Genomic DNA, 20,213 nt, shown 5'->3' with positions numbered 1-20,213 from the left:
CATCTATTTTTTATTACCAATATAATCTGGGTGAGTAGGATCCCACCACATTTTGTGGCTGTCAGGGTTATTAGGAGGGCCTGGAAGAATATATCTTGGAGAACTTCCCCCTGACTTATTAGATTCATCCCTATCTTCAGGTCCTTGATAATTATCTGGGTTTTTGTTCCATGCTCTGTTTTGATCTTTGGTTTGTGTATGACCTGGTTTGGTATGTGGACCATGTCCTCCTCCATCATTCCAATGAACAGAGCAGCCAACATCGTCATGATGTCCTAGTGCAATTTTTGCCCATGTTATAATTTTGCCACTCCTTGCGCATTTATAGCGTGCTTCGTTTTCCAGATAATTTTTATCGTCTTCTTTTTCCGGGGAATAATTGTATTGGGCTTCTCTGATTAATCCTTTTTTAACAATTATTAAACCAATAGAGGAATCTTTAGCAGGATTATCATATCCGAACTTACTTCTGTTACTTTCATTTATTTCGACTGGTCGTACCTCACCAGAGAGTAGACTCCTGTCAAAGCTGACAATTTTATTGGAATCATTAGGACCTGCTTTCTCAGAGGCGCATTCAAATAATTCCCCCTGATCTTTGAATTCCTTGATTACCTCTCCACATTTAGTATCTTTTATACTGAATTCGCCCATAATAAAGGTTTTCAGCTCTTGCATCTTAAAGGTTTTACCATTAAAATTTGCCTTCGATTTAGAGAGCATTTCCTCTACAGAAGCTATCTTACGCTTTTCTGTTTTGTCTTTGGGGTTTATCTCCACAAAAACATCGTATGTAAAGTCTCCAAGACTTTCCACCTCTATCTTTGTAAGATTGTATCTTTTCTTTATAGCTGGTAAACCTGCTTTGACTTTTTCAATAGTGGTATCCTTCTTATCTAACAAGGCTTGAGCTTCTCCCTTCGCCTCCGCTAAGTCAGCGAGTTTTTGTTCCATCGATCTTGGATCTTCTTCTTTTTTATCCTTGTCTTTTTCCTTCTCAAAGTCTTTTTTAGTATCCTCAGCTTTTTCCTTGTTTTTATCTTTATTCTTGTCTTTATTTTTTCCTAAAAGTTTATCTGCAAGCTGCTTTACTTTCTTGGTAATCCAGTCAATAACCTTATCAATCACCTGATCAATCGGCTTCCTGATCCTGTGAATAATCTTTGTAATTCTTTCTGCAATGCCACTAAGGTTTAGCTGTTGAGCAATGAAGTCAAGGATCAGCGGAATAGTTTGGGCCATCGTCTTCTCGACAAATGCTGATGCCTGTGAGATAGCTCCACTGGCAATAGCCGCAATAGAGTCGAACACAGAGTTAACAAACGCAAGTATTCTGTCCCAGTTGTTGACAAGGAAAATGATTCCGTTGTAGATCCCAAGCACAGCCTGAACAATAGCTCCGGCAGGGTTGATCATCGTAGCAAGTCTGATAAGTCCTTGCTTAATCAGGTTGGTGATCGCCCACTCTTTGGCGCCTTCAATGAATTCGTTTTTGATAGAGTCGGCCTTATCTGCCATCATGTCGTACATGGCAATAGGACCTTTCTCTTTCACTTCCATCATCATTTCGACACCTGCCTCAGCCATTTGTACTTTGTCTTCTCCAACCTTGTTGCTAAGCTTACCTCTTAGGCTTGCATAAGTAAGGCCTAGTACCTGAAGAGTCAATGATACAATCCCTTTAAGATCGAACCTTTCAGGTAATTGTATCGGAAGGGAGTTAAGCTGACCGGTAAGCCAGTTCATGAAGCCTTCACCAAGATGCTTCATGATATTTGCTCCGAAGTTCTTAACACCTCCGCCGACCGCAGCAGCAAGGTTTTTAAGAAACTGTATAGGATCACTTACTACGGCAGTAAGAACAGCTTTACCCTTGTTGATGATGCCCATAATCTCATCTGCACTGTGGCCTGCGGCTTCAAGCGCCCATTTAAAAAATTTAAGTGCAGCATCAACTAAAAGATCTCCCATTTTAGAAAGGAAACCAGACATTTCCTCTTTCATCTTTTCGATCTTCTTGTCAATATTGGCTATAGCTTCAGTACGTTTCTTGGCGAGTTCTTCTTTAAGCTCCTCCGCAGCTTTGTTTACTTTCTCATCAAGCTCATCAAGTTTTTTCTTGATTTCTTTTTCAGCCTCTTCTCCTATCTTCTGTAGAGCGGGACTAAGGCCTTTTACATATTCCTCAATCTCTTTCCTTGCATTGGCAATTAATGTTTTGCATTCATCAATTACTTTCTGGCTATCATTAATTATTTTAGAAATTGCACCATCTATTCTGTTGATATAGATTGCTTTTTCTTCTTCAAATATCTGCTTTACTTCAGGAAGGTCATCTATTCCAAGGAACCAGTCACGCACTTTATTGAACTTTCCGCCCACACCTGAATAACGTTCATCTTTGAACTTATCCATCTTGGTATTGACATTATTCTCAAATGCAGAAGACGCTGCTGCTTCCTCTCTGTCAAAGGCTGCAAGCGAATCGGTCTTGAGTTTGGTCAGCTTATCCTGAACCTGTTTGTTTACATCTTCATAGATCTTGTTGATGTGGTCAGTAACTTCTTTCTTCTTATCTTCCAGACTTCCCTTCGTCCCTACCTGGCTCCCTCGTGCGCTGCCTAATCCGGCTTCGCGTTCCTTCTGCATTTTGCCTTTCTCATCAGCTTCTTTCTTTTGAAGCTCTGCCTCATTCTTACCATGCAGCTCTTTCTCTTCTGTGCGCAAATTTCCAGGCTCTTCCTTGGCTTTTTTATCTATGTCTTTCTGAATCTTTTTGGCCTCAAAGAGATCACCGGAATCCACAAGGTCCAGGTGTTCCTGTTTGATGCCTTCTTTTTTCAGTAGATTGTCAGACTCGGTAAGATAGGAGTTAAGATCGATAGACTTTTCATCAACTTTTGGAATAAGATTATTTCCCGCATTAATCTCAGGAGTTGCTGGAGCCTGCTCTATGTCTGCAAATGGAACGGACTTGCGAGGCTCGTCAGGTTTTGGAGTCTTATCAAGTACTTCAAAGGTTCCTGTCACTTCACCTGCTTTGGCATCTATCGCTGCTTTTACCTTATCCCCTATTTTTGATGCTACACGATTATCTTTGAAATTATCTACATCTTCTACCGTCTGAGGCAAGGATGCCTGTAAAGATTGATTAAGCGTAGATTTGGCTTCGTCTTTATTTACTTCAGGAGTCTCGGCTTCTGCAACTTTGCCGACCTGTCCCGCATTGACCTCGGCTTCTTTCTCTGATGTTTTTTCAACAACCGCATCTTTGGTTTTATCCAGCTTGGTTGTAGCATCTTCTTTCTTTTTCTGATTAGTGCTTAAACCTCCAATCTTTGTGCCAGCCTGAGCAGCCTTAGCTTTGGAATGAACTTCCAGATGTGTCTTTTCTTTTTTATCAAGAGCAGCATTTTCTTGTTCAACCCTCTCTGGTCCTCCATCCATAGATGCATCAGCCATATCGATAACCCTACCTCCGCTTCCTCCACCACTTGCTGCTTTTTTCCCTGGCTCTGGAAGATCTTCTGCAGGCGCTGACTTCTCTTCAACAGAAGCATTACTTGCCTTACTCTCTGTGCCTGCAAGAGCAGGTACCTCTTGTGCCTTTCTTGAATTATCTGAATTATTATCTGAAGGAGTTGCGGATTGAGCATGTTCAGGCTGTTCTGCAACATCAGCCCTTTCTTCTGAATCGTTTCCTCCTGATTTACTTTCCGCTGATTCGCTCTCTTCCGATTTGGTTTCCTCCGAGGTGCCTGTATGAGAAATAGCAGCCTTTTTCTTCCTTGTTGGCTTTTCTGCTTCTGTATTGGCTCCAGCAGCTCCCTCAGTGGGTGCTGGAAAGGCCGATACTCTATTTCTGGAATCGTTTGCCGCACTGACCGTATTTTGAGGTTCTTCAAGATCTTTGGCCTCAGTCTTTTTGGGACTTAAAGCTGAAACAGGCAATACTGCATCCCTTTCATCCGACTCTGCTGATGTTTTTGAATCAGGGCTTGCAGCTGATTGTGGATGTGGATCAGAGGCTGCTGGTGTTTGAGGCGCTTTTATCTCCGGCTCTTTTGATGAGGTTGCCGCAGCTTTCTCTTCTTCCTCTTTCAGTTTTTTTGAAATCCTGAATAATAACCTATATAATTTCTCTTCATGAGAAGCATCTACAACCTGTGCCTGTCTGCTGTCTTTTTTTTCTACTTTGTCTTTATCATCATAGAAATCAACATCAGCGGGACTATATCCATATTGATTCCTGACATTGCCCTGGTACCCATACTGAGTGGAGTTTTGTCGTGCATCTTCTTTTACCGGTATTTTAACTTTCTTCGCCAAGAATCAAAAATATGGTTGAATTAAAAATGGAACATTTAATGAGAATATTCTCCTTAAATGTAACAAGTTAGATCCTATTTTGCCAGAAAATATGCAAAAAGAAGCTTGGCAATATGAAAACTTTCTGATCAGCCTTCTACAATCCACCAATGATTTCCAAAAGGGTCTTCAAATCCTCCGGAATATCCATATTCTTTCTTTTCAGGGGCCATGAGTGTAGTCGATCCATTTTCCAAAGCCTTTTGATATACTTTGTTTACATCTGTAACATAGATATACATCCCCGCTGTCTTTTCCGTCCAAATTTCACCTGCTTGGGCAAACATGATTATAGCATCATGAATCTTTAATTCACCATGCATAATTGTCTCATTTTCTCCCGGAACAATCAATTGCTCCTTTGCCTCAAAAACACGTTTAGCAAAATCCATAAAAGCCTTAGCCTCTTTCAAAATTAAGTAAGGCATTACAGGAAGGTAGTTCTTAGGAATGTTCATAAAGTGAATTTAATTAGGTTAACTCATTACAGTTCAACATTAATACAATTTTTTAAAATTATTCGAATAGAGACAGTATTATTTTAGATATTCACCAGATTTTTCAATAAAGATTTATCTAAATTTATTCTTGAAGGAAATACCCGAAATGAATAGGGGGCGTTAAATCAATACCTGATATTTAAACTAAGAATGCTTGAACAAAAATATTTCCCCTCGCTGACAGGTGTGAGAGCTGTTGCAGCCATTATGGTTTATATATTCCACTTCAATCCGTTTATACCGGAAAAATTTGGTAACAGAGTTTTCAGTTTCTTCGATCAGTTTAATGCCGGGGTACCTATCTTCTTTGTGCTTAGTGGATTTTTAATAGCTTCAAGATATCAGGGCAATGTTAAATCCAACTGGCCTTGGTTTAAACAATATCTTTTAAAACGTTTTGCCAGAATCTACCCCATCTATTTCCTTTTGACGACAATTACCTTTGCGATTATTTGGCTTGATCTCCATCCGCTTCCATCAGGGACAAGTCCAAAAGAATTTAATTCATTTCTTCTTTATCTATTAAATATAACATTCCTGAAAGGCTTTTTCGATCTATTTAAAAACACTGGTCTTCCTCAGGCATGGTCTCTCTCAGTTGAAGAATGTTTTTATCTATGCGCTCCAATTTTATTCCTGTTAAGAACCAGATTTAATCTTTTTTTGCAATGCTGCATATTATTTGTGTTTGGCCTTTTATTAACTTGTATCTGTAGTAAAATAAACTTCTTCGGATTTTTCTCATCCTTAAAATTTACATTAGGAGTAACATTTTTTGGCCGTATTATGGAGTTTTATATCGGAATAAAACTTTTTGATCTATATAAAAATCAAACAGTTGAAAAAAGGATTCAAAATTGCTTCGCGCTACGCACTTTTTCAGGAATTATAGGAGTTGTTTTAACCTTAATTCTTTTGTCAAACCTTTCAGATTTACAAATATTAAAAACCATTATTCACATTTGGGCATTGCCAATATTTATTGCAATTGTGCTTTGGGGACTGTTAACTGAAGATTCTATTATCAGAAGATTACTTGAAACCAAAATATTCCAGCTACTCGGAAAAAGTTCATATGCTTTTTATCTATTGCACATGGGATTTTTACAGATACTGCTTTATAATTTTTTCAATACGAATTACACAATGGTATTCACTTCTTTAATTCTTATTTCAATTGCTGTCTATAAGTTTATCGAAGAACCGTTGCAAAAAATTATAGTATCCAGAACTTCTACCACAAGCTTAAAAAATTTAAATACAACTTTTGTAAAAAATTAAAGGCCGAAGTCTCCTTCAGCCTTTAGTGTTATCTATGAATCAATTGCTCTGTCTCAGCCTCCTCAATTTCTACAATACCTTCATTATTAATTCCCATAAGTTTAATCTTTTTCATTTCATTCACCAGAACAGGGTCATATTTGGCAGTTACTTTAACATAGTTTTCAGTAAAGCCGAACATCATTCCGTTTTCTTCATCTGCCTCAAAAAGTACGGTCTTTGTTTTTGATAACTGGTCTTCATAAAACTTGCGTCTTTTCTTCTCCGAAAGGCTTCTTAGCATCTTTGAACGTTCATTTCTTTCGTTCATGGGCACTTTACCAGGCATCTTCACAGCATGTGTATTGGCTCTCTCACTATAGGTAAATACGTGCAAATAGGAAACTTCAAGCTCATTCAAGAAATTGTAAGTATCAAGAAAATCTTCATGTGTTTCGCCATTAAAACCAACAATCACATCCACACCAATACAACAATCAGGCATCACGGCTTTAATAGCTTCAACTCTTTCTTTATATAGCTCCCTTTGATAGCGTCTTCTCATCAGTTTCAGCATTTTGTTACTTCCTGATTGAAGAGGAATGTGAAAGTGAGGTGCGAACCTATTTGACTTCGATACAAAGTTTATGATTTCATTAGTAAGCAAATTAGGTTCAATACTGGATATCCTTATTCTTTCAATTCCATCAACATAATCCAGTTCTTTAACCAAGTCAAAAAAAGAATTTACTCTTTCCCCATTTATAATCCCATAGTCACCTATATTCACTCCTGTAAGTACAACCTCCTTTACTTCCGTTGCTGCTATTTCACGAGCACCTGCAATAATATTTTCTATGGTATCGCTTCTGCTATTACCACGAGCGAGCGGAATAGTGCAGAATGAACAAGAGTAATCACAACCATCCTGAACTTTCAGAAAAGTTCTTGTCCTGTCACCGTAAGAATAAGCCTGATTAAATGAAGTAGCTTCTTTTATTTCAGAAGCATATACTTCACCTTTATCTTTTTTTTCAAAAGTTCCAAGCAATTCAATCAATCTGAATTTTTCTGCAGCTCCCAAGACAGCATCAACTCCCGGTATTTCAGAAATTTCTTTAGGCTTTAATTGGGCATAACAACCAATAACAGCAATAAAGGCATCCGGAGAATATTTAAGAGCTTCTTTTACAACCTTTTTGCATTTCTTATCCGCATTTTCAGTTACCGAACATGTATTAATGACATACACATCTGCTTTTTCCTGAAATTCAACCTTTTGAAATCCATTCGTTTCAAAAAGCCTTCCGATGGTGGAAGTTTCAGAAAAGTTTAATTTGCAGCCAAGGGTATAAAAAGCTACTTTTTTCATACTGCAAATTTACTTATTTATTCAGATAATCCTGAAAAGAAACCTGCAAATAAGCTCTTCCCTTTTTAATAAACTGAGTATCATCAGTTCCTTCCTTAAATACAGGCTGATTTGACACGTTATCATAAACCACTTTGCAACTATCGTTCATTAAACCAAATCCGTTATTAAAAGCATAGTATGCAAATGGATTTTTAGAGGGAACAAATAAGTCTCTGCTAAAACGAAATCCATCAGAGGTTTTATCAAACTGAGTTAAAAGCGTACTCGCAAGGTCAGTCTGCGACCCCAATTGAGTAATTACTGTATCTTTTTTCGTAAGTGCACCACCTAACCACAACATAGGTATTTTAAACTCCTGAGGCTGATGTGTTGCAATTCCATTTCCAGGCATAACATGCCCGTGATCAGCAGTGATGATGATAACTGTATTATCCCACCATGGTTGTTTCTTTGCTTCATCTATAAATGCACCTATACTTGCATCCGTATAATGTAAAGAGTTGAGAAACATCCTTTCTCTTGAATCCGGCGAAAGTAAAGGTTCTGCAGGAATCTCAAAGGGTTCGTGACTGCTTAACGTAAATAAAGTATTAAAAAATGGTTCTTTAAATGATTTTGTATCCTCCAACATTCTTTTTAATACTACTTCATCATGTGCTCCCCACTTGGAGTTTTGATCTTTTTTGTCAAATGCCTCAATACCTGTGAGCTTATCAAATCCACAGTGGCACAGGTAAGACTTAATATTGGCAAACTCCATTTCTCCTCCATAATAAAAAGAAGTAAAATATTTATCTTTTTTAAATTGCAATGGCAGTGTTGATAATTTTGTTGTCTTTCCCGGGAATGTAATAATGGACGTTGTAGGCTGTGCTGGATATCCACTTAACAAAGCAATTATCCCTTTTTCGCTTCTATCTCCGCTAGCATAAATATTATCAAAGTAAACACCTTCTTTAATCAACTCTTTAAATCTCGGAGTAATCTGTTTTCCTTCAACATCATTCAAAGCTTTTGCTGTAAAGCTCTCCCATATGATAAGGATAATATTTTTCTTTCCTTCCTTTAAAATCCTGACAGATGGAATGGTCTCTTTACTGTACAATGAATTGACAATATCCTCACTATCTTCTTTGCTCAGAAATACAAATGGGTTCTTAGTACTATAGGTCTTTTCAAGAAGCGAGTGAGTAAGGTTCCAAGGAACATTAACTGCAGCCTGATTTAGAAAACTGTTGGTAGAAAAATAAACCGCACTTTGATTGATTGGTGCAAGCTGAAGCCCGCCTCTGATAAGTATTATCAAAGACGCAGTAAGAGGAAGAACAAGGAAAACGGTCCCAATACTTCTCCTGGTAGTTTCAATATTCTTAAATAAAAAATAGAATAGAAAAAAAGAGAAAATGATTAATAACGCAAGCAGTCCTAATAAAAGAGTCACAGGAGAGGCACCTGCGGACGCAAGCATTTCCCCCGGAGTATTTATGTACTTCAGTGGAGTCGCATCAAGACGATAGCCCCAGATTGAAAAAAGCTCCAGATCTATTATATGGAGAAATGCTACAATAGTGGCCAGGACCAGCGTATATATTTTTATAATCCTTTTAAAAAGATTAAAATTCTTAAAAAAAGAAGATACAGCAATCAGAAGAAAAGGTAAAATGGAGAAATACGCCGTAATAGATAAATCTAATCTGAGTCCATAAAAGAGCACTTTCAGACTATTGATCAGACCAAATTCCGAGTAGGTTTTAAAATGATAGATCAAAAACAAAACCTTTGCAATTAGGAAAAAAGCAACCCAGAAAAACAGGTATCTGAAAATATATTCGATTCTAGCTTTCACAGTTAAATATTTATTTGAATTAGATTACAAAGTTGGGGATAAAATAATTCAATCATAAAATTTGTTATGAGAATTAGAAAAAATATTAAAAAACTAACGCTCTGAGCTTTAAAAAAATCAGGCTGAAAGAGAAGTAATTAATTATAGGGAATCAGTTAAAAAAACGTGTTTTTTTTGAAAATCTCATTTATTTTTGATGGAATTTTTCCAAAAAAAATCTGTTTTTAGGTCAAATCGACAAAAAATTATTGGAAAATCTGACCAAATAATAAAAATTTCATATTTTTACCCACAAAACCAAAATTCAAAAATCCTAATATGGCTTATTTAAGATTTAAGGCGCTTGAAACTGTAGGAAACAGGGAAACTGTGAAAGTAACTGTACCATCAATTAAAGCTTCAGATTATTATGGTAGCAATGTGTACAGTACTGAAGCAATGAGACAAACATTGTCAAATGCTGTTTTGAAAAAAGTAATTACAGCAATTGAAAAAGGTGAAAAGATAGACAGCTCTACTGCCGATGCTGTGGCAGCTTCGATGAAAGCCTGGGCTATCGAAAAAGGTGCTACTCACTATACTCACTGGTTTCAACCCTTAACCGATGCAACTGCTGAAAAACATGACGCTTTCTTTGAAGCTGATGAAAATGGAAGAGCCATTGAAAAATTCAAAGGTTCTGCACTTGTTCAGCAAGAGCCTGATGCATCTTCCTTTCCAAATGGTGGTATCAGAAATACTTTTGAAGCCAGAGGATATACAGCCTGGGATCCTTCTTCACCAGCCTTTTTAATGCCAAACTCCTCCGGGACCAACACTCTATGTATTCCTACAATCTTTGTATCTTACACAGGTGAGGCTCTGGATTATAAAACTCCGCTTTTAAAATCACTTGCAGCTATAGACAAAGCAGCTGTTGAAGTATGTGATTATTTTGATAAAGACATTACTAAAGTAACCGCAACTCTTGGTGCTGAGCAGGAATATTTCTTAATTGACAAAGCTTTGTATATGGCTCGCCCAGACCTTATTATGGCTGGAAGATCTGTATTCGGCCATTCTCCAGCCAGAGGTCAACAACTTGAAGATCACTACTTTGGATCAATCCCTCCAAGAGTAAACAATTTCATGGTTGACTTTGAAATTGAAGCTCTAAAACTTGGTCTTCCTGTAAGAACTCGTCACAACGAGGTGGCTCCAAGCCAGTTCGAGGTAGCTCCTACTTTTGAAGAGTGTAACCTGGCCTGTGATCACAACCAGCTTTTGATGGATGTGATGCAGAAAGTAGCAGAAAGACATAATCTGAAAGTCCTTTTCCACGAAAAACCATTCTCTGGAATTAATGGTAGCGGAAAACATAATAACTGGGCGCTAAGCACCAACACTGGGAAAAACCTTCTTGGACCAACCAGCAAACCAAAAGAAAACCTGATCTTCCTTACTTTCTTTGTGAATGTAATAAAGGCAGTTCACGATTATGCAGATCTACTAAGATCATCTATTGCTACTGCAGGTAACGACCACAGATTAGGCGCTAACGAAGCACCTCCTGCAATCATGTCTGTATTCGTAGGACAAACACTAAGCGAAATGCTTGATGAACTGGAGAAAAATGGTAACATCAAGATTGACAAAGGTGATAACGTTTATATGAAACTTGGAATTAACAAAATTCCAGAAATCCTTTTGGACAATACTGACAGAAACAGAACTTCTCCATTTGCATTTACAGGAAATAAATTTGAGTTCAGAGCGGTTGGATCAAGCCAAAACAGTGCGCTTCCGATGACTGTTCTTAATACTATTGTTGCTGAGACTCTTACTAAATTCAAAGAAGATGTTGACAAGCAAATCAAAAAAGGTACAAAGAAAGAAGTTGCGATCATCAATGTATTGAGAGATTACATTGTTGCTTCTAAAAAAATCAGATTTGAAGCTAACGGTTACTCTGAAGAGTGGGTTAAAGAAGCTGAAAAAAGAGGATTGTCAAATGTAAAAACAACTCCAGAAGCGCTAGATTTCTTCTCTACAGAAAAAGCTGTTAAAATATTTGCAAAACATGATGTTATGAACGAGCGTGAAGTTCATGCAAGACATGAGATCATGCTGGAGAATTATATCAAGAAAATTCAGATTGAAGGCCGCGTAATTGGAGACCTTGCCCTAAACCATATCATACCTACGGCTATCGCTTATCAAAACAAACTTATCACCAACGTGAAAGGATTGAAAGATCTTGGTCTTGAAAAAGAGTCTAAGCCAGTGATTGAGATTATTAAAGAAATCTCTAAGCATATCAGCACTATTCAGACTGAAGTTGAGGAAATGACTGAAGCTAGAAAGAAAGCCAACCATACTGACGAAGCACGCAAAAGAGCAATTATGTATGGCAGCGAAGTTAAAGGTCATTTTGAGACGATAAGATATGCTGTTGACAAATTAGAACTTTTGGTTGATGACGAGGATTGGCCTTTGGTAAAATACAGAGAAATGTTATTCTTAAGATAATATGCAAAAAAACTCCGGAGCAAGCCACTCCGGAGTTTTTTTTGTTACCCAATAAGATTTCTGATTAATTATTCTTGCCAAGAATTATATATTTTTTCATCTCCCCCAGCCAGTATTTATTCTTCTTTATTTATTATTTCCTCCACCTAAACTTGATACTCAATTTTAGTTTATTCAATTACCATGAAAAGCAAATAAACTTAATCGATTAATAAAAGTAGTTCTGTTCCCTGATTAAAAATTAATCTCCTGACATTTAAGGATGGATACAAAGTAAGAAATCAATAAAAAGAAAGAGGCCACCTTTTCAGGTAGCCTCTTTCTTTTTATTGATTTCTATAGCTAAGCTTACTTTTTCAAAACCTTATTAGTTGTATTGTCAACATTCAGGTAATAAACACCGGAAGATAAGTCTGCCATGTTTATTTCTTTACCTGCACCCTTTCTCACTACATTTCCATATGCGTCTAATACTTCGAAATCAGCCTCTCTTGAAAGATAAATCTTATCTGTAACCCTTTTTGGATACCAGTTAATTGGAGCCAAATCAGAATTAAACTCAAGCACCTGAGAATAAAACACCTGTCCGTCATTTTCAAGATATTTGATTCTATACTTGTTTAACTTTGAATGATGAGCAGATTTAATATCATAGTTATTTAACATTCCTGATTCTTTACCAGATATTTCTTTTACTGTAACCCAGCTGTTATTGATAAAATGCTCTACAAAGAATTTCCCTCTCGGCTTTTCTCCTTTAGTAGCCCACATAATATTTTCAGGGTCAATATTGAACGAACTGAACTGAAAGCTGCTTGACGCCCTGATTACCTGTGGATTAAGAACTTTAGGCTTACAATCATCTTTATGAGTGATTTTTACGGTAACCGGATCATTCAACTTTAAATTTGAAAGGTCAATTTCGTAAGCACTAGACTGAATATTAGACATGATTTTCACATCGTTCACAAAAACGTCATTAGTACAAAAATCCTTCATGTTTCCTGTGAAAGGGTTCTGCACATAGAGATTTTTTCCCTGATAAACGCCTGAAACTGTTAAAATCCCAGCCTTTGCTCCGGTAACAAAGAGAATCAGCGACAATAACAAAAATTTGGTTTTCATAAATTTCATTCAGTTCTTGATAATCAAAAGAATTTGTATAAGCTAATCTTATCCATTAAATACAAATCTAAACAAAAATGCGCATATTTTAATAATTTTACAAGTAACAAAACTTATTATTTTTATCACTTTTTGTTAGACAAAAATTTTCAAAAAAAGTTTGCGTTACCTGAGAATTTAATGAGCCTTTTCGCTTAACATTTATATTCCTTTTGATAAATCAGAAACAATTTCTTTTAAAAGTGGAGTTTAATTCGTTTAAAATATTTTTAGTCTTATATCGTATTCTCTAAAAAATCGTTTTATTTTTAGAGAAAAAAGTACATATTTTTTTTCTTTGCGTTAACAGTTTCCATAACTTCTGATTTATACTTTATGCTAAAACGATTGATGTTTTTTTTCTTTTTACTATTCATCCTTTCAGAGGTAAAAGCGTCCTACCTGCTGTTACCAATGGATAATACTCAGAAAAATCACTTAAAAGCTTACGGTATTGCTTATTGGATTCTAACAAAAGAGGTAGAAGTGAACTGGCTTTTAAATTATAGAGGAGGAAGTTTCCTTTTTAAACAAAGTCGAGAATTTCAGAATGAGCTCGTTATAAGAGGTGTAAGTTATGAGGTAATCTCAGATGCACAACAACTTTCTATCCTTGAGGAAATCAGTAGTCCTGATGTTAATATGGATGTTGTTAAACTTGAAAAGGCACCTAAAATTGCTGTTTACAGCCCTAAAACAAAATTACCCTGGGACGATGCAGTGACCATGGTGCTGACTTACTCTGAAATTCCTTACACTGTAGTCTTTGATGATGAAGTTCTAAATGGAGATTTACCAAAATATGATTGGCTCCACCTCCATCACGAGGATTTTACCGGACAATATGGAAAATTTTATTCCATGTATAAATTTCAACCTTGGTATGTAAAACAACAGCAAGAATATGAAGAATCTGCGAGAAAACACGGCTTCAATAAAGTTTCACAGCTAAAACTGGCTGTAGTTAAAGGGATCCGTGATTTCTGTGCCGGAGGTGGTTTTTTATTTGCTATGTGTTCTGCTACTGATACTTATGATATTGCTCTTGCAGCTGAGGGGGTCGATATTTGTGAATCTATGTATGATGGTGATCAAGCGGATCCGTCTGCCCAGAGAAAGCTAGACTTCTCAAAAACTTTTGCTTTCAAAGATTTTACCATTAGTATGGACCCCTATGAATATGAATATTCCAATATAGATAACCTTCCTCAGGAAAGAAATCTTGTTGAAAACAATGATTACTTTAACTTATTCCAGTTTTCTGCAAAGTGGGATCCAGTACCTACTATGCTTACCCAGTGTCATGAATCCAACATTAAAGGTTTTATGGGCCAAACAACAGCATTTAAGAAAAAATTACTAAAAACTGACGTATTGGTGCTTGGTGAAACCAAATCTATAAACGAAGCCAGATATATTCACGGTACGTTTGGAAAGGGGACCTGGACGTTTTATGGTGGTCACGACCCGGAAGATTACCAACATTTTGTGGGAGAAGAGCCTACAGACCTGAATTTACATCCAAACTCTCCGGGTTTCAGATTGATTTTGAACAATATTCTATTTCCTGCCGCTAAAAAGAAAAAGCAAAAAACCTGATCGTTTTTTGCTTTTCAAATTCACCCAAAATGTCTTTCGAATTTAATGCATTCTATCTCCCCGGATCTCAAGATTGCGGATAATTTCAGCTTCTGCATCTAGCATTTCCTGCCATCTTACTTTTACAACATCTTCCGGCATATATTCTTTTGCAAGGTCCAGGAAGGTACGATAATGCCCAGCCTCAGAAATCATAAGTTCTCTGTAAAAGTCTCTCAGTTCCAAATCTGAAATGCTCTCTGACAGAAGTCTGAATCGCTCGCAGGATCTGGCTTCAATCAAGGCACTGATCAGCAATTTATCCATGAGTTGACGTTCCAGCTTATCGCCTTTTCTTTCAAGCTTCATCAACTCTACAACATATTTATCAATTCTTTTTCGTCCAAGTGAATAGCCTCTTTTTTTAAGCTCCTTAAGTACCATTCGAAAATGCCCCCACTCTTCAGTGACAATTGGCATTAAGGTTTCAACCATCTTTTCTTTTTCAGGAAACTGAATAATCAGTGAAATACAGGTAGAAGCTGCCTTTTGCTCACAATAGGCATGATCTATCAAGATTTCTTCAATACTTTTTTCCGCGAGATTTACCCAGCGCGGATCTGTGGGAAGCTTCAAACCAAGCATAATTCATTAAATAAGCCACAAAGATAAAAGTCTTCATAAAAAGTAAAAAGGCCGGTTTTGCTTCCGGCCTTCCTATTTATAAATACAGACTTCAATTCATTAATCAAAAAACATCCACATAATACCAAAATCAAAAGACCTGGGCAGACCTGGATAGCCGGGAGTAGTATAATAAGTTTTTCTAAATGGTGAAGTTGAAGAACCTACCCCCTGAAGCAAATTAGAGATTTTCACAAATACATTGGCTCTTTTTACTCTTACATCTAAAAACAAATCTACAAGCATATAATTCTTTACAGGTACTGAATTATTCAGATAATACTGTTCTATAATAGGCATGTATCCATTGGCATAGTAAGTAGATCTCCAGAATGCATCTAATCCAAATTGCAATACAGCAGCCTTATGAAATGCTCTTGTTTGAAAATAAGCCCTGGTATGACTGTAAACTTCCGGAACATTCAATACCGGAGCACCATCATACTTAGTATAAATAAACCTTTCGGTTATATTAAAGGTCCCTAAACGCAAGAAAAAATTCATACTTGCCATGTATAACTTAATATTGCTATTTTCCTGAGCCGGAACAAAGCTTTCATTAAAGTATATATAATTTTTTATGCCGGTATATCTTACTCCCGGATTAATCCTCAATAACTTACCGACCCTTAAATTTAAGTCCAGCCAGAGGTTATCGGTGGTAGTATTATCAAAGTTGGGATTGTTCCAGCTAAAAAAATTTCCGATATAGTTTGACTGAACCAGAGTTGGAGAATAATTTATCCTGTAAAAACCTCCTGACAAAAATTTGCTTGTATAATATGCTTTAAGATAATAGTCTCTTCCCCTGACATACTTTTGTCCTGAAAAGGATAGAACGGATGTGTCTTTAAAAACGTAAGCAAGTTCTCCTCCTAAAAAATCTTCTTTGTAGTCGTATTTGCTTTTAATAGTATCAGTAGTAATTTGTTCGTATGTAAATTGCTTAGCCCTGAAATAAGCTTTATAATTGAACCTTTTAATTTGTCCTTTTAACCCGATTTTATTTTCAAAAAGATTAAAATCGGTCCTGTCTGTCATTGATGAGGAATTTCTAGGTATAACTTTCAAATTGAAGTAAAATGAGTCACCGGCCATTGCAAGGTCCTGATATCTGTTATCTCTATATTGATAATCTGCAATATGAAAAATCTGTAGTACTGAATCTTTTAGAATTCCATATTGGTGGTAAAGATGAAAGTTATTTCGTCTTTCTCTTGTTACACCGCTATTTAACTGACCATCAAGCACTCTGTAATTAGTTAAGTCCTGAATTCTAACAGAATCACTATTTAATATGCCTCCAAATTCATTGTTAGTTTGGTGCAAATGCGTATAGTTAAACAAGAGCTGATACCTTTGATTTTTGGTAGAATACCTGGTGTAAACCGCAGCAGCATAACCACTGGCTTGAGGATCCCTGGCAACAGTGGATCCTACTTGCTTTACAGAAGCAACTCTTCTGAAATCAACTCCGAGGTTCCAGCGGGGATTGACATTTCTGGCAAAATCAGCTTCAAGGATCTGCTGTCCTCTGCTTCCTTGCACATATCTTAATTTACTAAAAGGCGATTTGGTATTGTAGTAATTGATTCCGCTTGGATCATAGGCATATGCATCAAAAATGTTAATACCCAAATTTCTACCTATGGTCTGTGGAGGTGTATAATAAATCGGATTTAAAGGTGTACCAATCAAGCCAAGATTCTGATGTGGATTTGATCCGTATAGATAATCATATAGGTGTGCATTAGTCAGAGAGGTATCCAGACTATGAGGTTTGCCTTTTATATTATATAAATCTTCCTCCAGAATGTATCTGGTAGTAGTCGGCCCATAAATGTTTTTTGTAGAATCATCCAGAATCTGTGCACTGACATTGCGCACAAACAAGAATAAACTCAAGGATAAAATAAAAAGTAGTCTAAGAGTCACTTTCAATATTAATCAAATCTTGTCAGAATTGTATTTAGAATGGACAGAATTTAAAATCCATTCTTCAAATTTTTGTTTTCCCTCAAGAAATTTTACTTCAATAGGGATATAAAAAAAAGGAATAACTTTTAATATTTCGGTAAATTCCGGGGTCAAAAGTCGTACCATATCCTTTTCTGTTGTAAGCAATCCGGTATCATTCCCAAACACTCTGGCTTTTGATATTAAATGCTCAACATCTTTTAGTTTATAAGTGTGATGATCCGAAAATCGGACACTTTCCTGCAGGTTATAATCTTTACTGATTTTTTCAATTGCCTGCGATGGGTTGGCTATACCTGCAAAAAAAACTATTTTCTTCGGGATATCCTCAGATTTTTTGAAAACAGGAACAGGTTTTAGATACTTTATGGTAGTAAAATAAACAGGCTTTTCTTTACCGGCATATTTTCTGACATCATTGATGATCCTCTCCTGTTCTTCGGCAGATAATAGTTCCGGGCATTTGGTAACTATTACCGCATCTGCTCTCACTGCTCCTTTTCTGGATTCTCTGAGTCTGCCTGCAGGCAAGACCATATCTTTATAAAAAGGTCGGGTATAATCAGATAAAAGAATATTTATATCAGGTTTGACATATCGATGCTGATAGGCATCATCTAGTAAAATAATTTCTGTATCTTCTCTTTCATGTAAAATACAGGGAATAGCATGCGCCCTTTCCTCACCAACAGCAACAGTAACCTTCTCTCCATATTTATGATAAAACTGCATAGGTTCATCCCCCAATAAATCTGCATCAGAATTTTTATCTGCAAGTAAAAATCCTCTGGATTTTCTGCCATATCCACGACTCAGGGTAGCAATTTTGTAATGATCCGACAACACATTTATAAGTAACTCTACATGAGGAGTTTTACCAGTACCTCCAACAGTAAGATTCCCGACATTTATAACAAAAGTTTCAAAAGAAAAAGATGGTTTTCTCCCAATGTCGAAAAGATAATTTCTTACTCTTGTGACAGCATCATAAAGAACTGCAAAAGGCCATAGTAATATTTTCAAAACAAACATCTCAAATTAATTGCTGTCAAGGCTGCAATTTAGTAAAATAGCATGTTATTTTTTAAAAGGTGTTAAAATGACCAAAATTAAAGACGTTATAGACTTTCTGGAATCTTTTGCCCCACCTGCATATCAGGAAGATTATGACAATTCAGGACTCCTCACAGGTAATGCAGCAGCTGAGCTTTCAGGAGTTTTAGTTACCCTTGACCTAACAGAAGAGGTTATTGAGGAGGCCAAATCATTGGGATACAATCTGATTATAGCTCACCATCCAATTATTTTCAGAGGACTAAAAAGACTTACCGGAAGCAATTATGTGGAGCGTACAGTTATCAAAGCAATTAAGTATGATATTTGTCTTTACGCCATTCACACCAATCTCGACAATGTTACAAATGGTGTAAACTTTAAAATTGCAGAAAAACTATCTCTGCTGAATCCAAAAATCCTTGCACCCAAATCAGGATTATTAAAAAAGCTTATATCGTTTGTTCCTGTTGCCAATAAAGAAAATGTCTTATCATCTCTCTACAAAGCAGGTGCAGGTAATATAGGAAATTACAGCAATTGTAGTTTTCAGCTTGAAGGTACTGGTACATTTAAGGCAAATGAAAACGCTAGCCCTTTTATTGGGAAAGCTAATCAGCCTGAATTCGTAAAAGAAGCCAGAATAGAAATTATATTTCCAGGCCATATTCAAAGACAGGTTGTACAGGCTTTGAGAGCATCTCATCCATATGAAGAACCTGCATTTGACATATTATTATTGGAAAATGAGAACTTAGAAACAGGATCGGGTGTTATAGGAGAGCTGCAGGAAGCAATGGATCCGGAAGCGTTTTTGAAGTACTTAAAAGAAAGAATGAATCTGTCAGTAATCAAATTTACCCAATTACTTCCAGGAAAAATTAAAAAAGTTGCGGCATGTGGCGGCGCAGGAAATTTTCTTTTAAAGAATGCAATACAGCAAAAAGCCGATATATTTATCACCTCAGATTTCAAATATCATGAGTATTTCGACGCAGATGGAAAGATAGTCATTGCTGATATTGGGCACTATGAAAGTGAAGTTTTTACAAAAGAGCTAATTTGCGAGCTTTTGAACAAAAATTTTACTAATATTGCAGTCGTTTTGTCAAAAATTAACACAAACCCCATAAGTTATATTTAGAATAAATGGAAACCACGATAGCACAAAAACTTGAGGCTCTGGTAAAACTTCAGACCATCGACTCTAAACTCGAGGAAATAAAAAAAATAAGAGGAGACTTACCCGAAGAAGTTAGGGATCTTGAGGATGAGCTTGAAGGATACGAGACAAGGGTTGGAAAGTATCTGAGTGATATCCAAAACCTAAACGACGAAATTACCAAAAACAAGCTTGCAATAAAAGACGCTGAGAAAAATATCAAAAAGTATGAAGATCAGCAGAAAAATGTAAGAAACAACAGAGAATATGATGCTATCACTAAAGAAGTTGAATTACAACAACTTGAAATTCAAATTAGTGAAAAGAGAACCAAAGAATACCAGCACAAGATCAACCAGAAAAATGATGACATCGCGAATACCCAAAGAATTCTAGATGACAGAAAGAAAGATCTGAAGCTAAAAAAAGATGAGCTCGAAACTTTAAGCTCAGAAAGTAAAGACGAAGAAGCCAAACTTTTAAAGGAAAGAGAAAAAGCTTCAAAATCAATTGAAGAAAGATTACTCAATTCCTACAATAAAATCCGTCTTAACGCAAACAATGGTCTGGCTGTTGTTTCTGTTAAAAGAGATGCCTGCGGCGGATGTTTCAACACTGTACCCCCACAAAGACAAGTAGATATCAGAGATAAGAAAAAGTTGATTGTTTGTGAACATTGCGGTCGTATTTTCGCAGATGTTGAAACTATTGTGCTTGAAACTGCAAAAAAATAACAAT

At 36.4% G+C, this 20,213-nt stretch carries 13 protein-coding genes; 5 read left to right on the top strand and 8 right to left on the bottom strand.

The genetic code is table 11. The features are described from left to right. Positions 1–3 precede the first annotated feature (3 nt). Together MYP_RS02570 and MYP_RS02565 are read right to left on the bottom strand one after the other, a co-directional pair. Positions 4–4,329, bottom strand: coding sequence for a phage tail protein (locus tag MYP_RS02570; protein WP_045457990.1), 4,326 nt, complete (start codon positions 4,327–4,329; stop codon positions 4–6). Positions 4,330–4,457: 128 nt separating this feature from the next. Beyond that, a complete protein-coding gene (locus tag MYP_RS02565; protein WP_045457987.1) occupies positions 4,458–4,826 on the bottom strand; it encodes a VOC family protein in 369 nt (122 codons plus the stop codon). Positions 4,827–5,018: 192 nt separating this feature from the next. Here MYP_RS02565 and MYP_RS02560 point away from each other — a divergent pair, with 192 nt between their 5' ends. Then, a complete protein-coding gene (locus tag MYP_RS02560; protein ID WP_045457985.1) occupies positions 5,019–6,149 on the top strand; it encodes an acyltransferase family protein in 1,131 nt (376 codons plus the stop codon). Between the two features lie 28 nt (positions 6,150–6,177). Here the strand turns inward: MYP_RS02560 and mtaB are convergent, their stop codons facing one another. Together mtaB and MYP_RS02550 are read right to left on the bottom strand one after the other, a co-directional pair. Then, the gene (gene mtaB / locus MYP_RS02555) at positions 6,178–7,500 is read right to left on the bottom strand and encodes a tRNA (N(6)-L-threonylcarbamoyladenosine(37)-C(2))-methylthiotransferase MtaB (RefSeq protein WP_045457982.1); all 1,323 of its coding nucleotides are present in this window, start codon (positions 7,498–7,500) and stop codon (positions 6,178–6,180) included. Positions 7,501–7,513: 13 nt separating this feature from the next. Next, positions 7,514–9,349, bottom strand: coding sequence for an LTA synthase family protein (locus tag MYP_RS02550; protein WP_052429906.1), 1,836 nt, complete (start codon positions 9,347–9,349; stop codon positions 7,514–7,516). 318 nt (positions 9,350–9,667) lie between these two features. Here MYP_RS02550 and MYP_RS02545 point away from each other — a divergent pair, with 318 nt between their 5' ends. Continuing rightward, positions 9,668–11,857 (top strand): glutamine synthetase III family protein, encoded by a 2,190-nt coding sequence (locus tag MYP_RS02545; protein WP_045457979.1) that lies wholly within the window; start codon positions 9,668–9,670, stop codon positions 11,855–11,857. Positions 11,858–12,205: 348 nt separating this feature from the next. Here MYP_RS02545 and MYP_RS02540 read toward each other — a convergent pair whose 3' ends face one another. Further along, a complete protein-coding gene (locus MYP_RS02540) occupies positions 12,206–12,982 on the bottom strand; it encodes a T9SS type A sorting domain-containing protein (RefSeq protein WP_231569991.1) in 777 nt (258 codons plus the stop codon). Positions 12,983–13,357: 375 nt separating this feature from the next. On the opposite strand from MYP_RS02540, the gene MYP_RS02535 reads away from it, so the two are divergent. After that, positions 13,358–14,620 carry a hypothetical protein gene (locus MYP_RS02535; RefSeq protein ID WP_045457973.1) on the top strand — a complete coding sequence of 421 codons (1,263 nt, stop codon included), beginning with the start codon at positions 13,358–13,360 and terminating at the stop codon, positions 14,618–14,620. A 42-nt stretch (positions 14,621–14,662) separates the two neighbouring features. On the opposite strand, the gene MYP_RS02530 is transcribed toward MYP_RS02535, so the two are convergent. The 3 genes from MYP_RS02530 to lpxK form a co-directional block, all read right to left on the bottom strand. Beyond that, on the bottom strand, positions 14,663–15,244 hold the full coding sequence (locus MYP_RS02530) for a tRNA-(ms[2]io[6]A)-hydroxylase (protein WP_045457970.1): 582 nt from the start codon (positions 15,242–15,244) through the stop codon (positions 14,663–14,665). A 99-nt stretch (positions 15,245–15,343) separates the two neighbouring features. After that, positions 15,344–17,188 carry a putative porin gene (locus MYP_RS02525; RefSeq protein WP_197059995.1) on the bottom strand — a complete coding sequence of 615 codons (1,845 nt, stop codon included), beginning with the start codon at positions 17,186–17,188 and terminating at the stop codon, positions 15,344–15,346. Between the two features lie 42 nt (positions 17,189–17,230). Next, entirely contained in the window at positions 17,231–18,292 is a 1,062-nt protein-coding gene (gene lpxK / locus MYP_RS02520; protein ID WP_045457965.1) for a tetraacyldisaccharide 4'-kinase, read from the bottom strand. Positions 18,293–18,359: 67 nt separating this feature from the next. Here lpxK and MYP_RS02515 point away from each other — a divergent pair, with 67 nt between their 5' ends. Both MYP_RS02515 and MYP_RS02510 read left to right on the top strand, forming a co-directional pair. Next, positions 18,360–19,457 carry a Nif3-like dinuclear metal center hexameric protein gene (locus tag MYP_RS02515; RefSeq protein ID WP_045457964.1) on the top strand — a complete coding sequence of 366 codons (1,098 nt, stop codon included), beginning with the start codon at positions 18,360–18,362 and terminating at the stop codon, positions 19,455–19,457. Positions 19,458–19,462: 5 nt separating this feature from the next. After that, on the top strand, positions 19,463–20,209 hold the full coding sequence (locus MYP_RS02510; RefSeq protein ID WP_045457962.1) for a zinc ribbon domain-containing protein: 747 nt from the start codon (positions 19,463–19,465) through the stop codon (positions 20,207–20,209). Positions 20,210–20,213 lie beyond the last annotated feature (4 nt).

Origin of the sequence: Sporocytophaga myxococcoides (assembly GCF_000775915.1) — a bacterium.
In the GTDB taxonomy this organism is placed as follows: domain Bacteria; phylum Bacteroidota; class Bacteroidia; order Cytophagales; family Cytophagaceae; genus Sporocytophaga; species Sporocytophaga myxococcoides_A.
Note: the sequence above shows the minus strand (reverse complement) of the source record. Positions and strands in the feature narration are given on the sequence as shown.

Bases quoted from the DNA above. Each gene is read 5' to 3' on its own strand.
- MYP_RS02565 (WP_045457987.1), bottom strand. From the start codon at position 4,826: ATGAACATTCCTAAGAACTACCTTCCTGTAATGCCTTACTTAATTTTG.
- MYP_RS02560 (WP_045457985.1), top strand. From the start codon at position 5,019: ATGCTTGAACAAAAATATTTCCCCTCGCTGACAGGTGTGAGAGCTGTT.
- mtaB (WP_045457982.1), bottom strand. From the start codon at position 7,500: ATGAAAAAAGTAGCTTTTTATACCCTTGGCTGCAAATTAAACTTTTCT.
- MYP_RS02545 (WP_045457979.1), top strand. From the start codon at position 9,668: ATGGCTTATTTAAGATTTAAGGCGCTTGAAACTGTAGGAAACAGGGAA.
- MYP_RS02540 (WP_231569991.1), bottom strand. From the start codon at position 12,982: ATGAAAACCAAATTTTTGTTATTGTCGCTGATTCTCTTTGTTACCGGA.
- MYP_RS02535 (WP_045457973.1), top strand. From the start codon at position 13,358: ATGCTAAAACGATTGATGTTTTTTTTCTTTTTACTATTCATCCTTTCA.
- MYP_RS02530 (WP_045457970.1), bottom strand. From the start codon at position 15,244: ATGCTTGGTTTGAAGCTTCCCACAGATCCGCGCTGGGTAAATCTCGCG.
- lpxK (WP_045457965.1), bottom strand. From the start codon at position 18,292: ATGTTTGTTTTGAAAATATTACTATGGCCTTTTGCAGTTCTTTATGAT.
- MYP_RS02515 (WP_045457964.1), top strand. From the start codon at position 18,360: ATGACCAAAATTAAAGACGTTATAGACTTTCTGGAATCTTTTGCCCCA.
- MYP_RS02510 (WP_045457962.1), top strand. From the start codon at position 19,463: ATGGAAACCACGATAGCACAAAAACTTGAGGCTCTGGTAAAACTTCAG.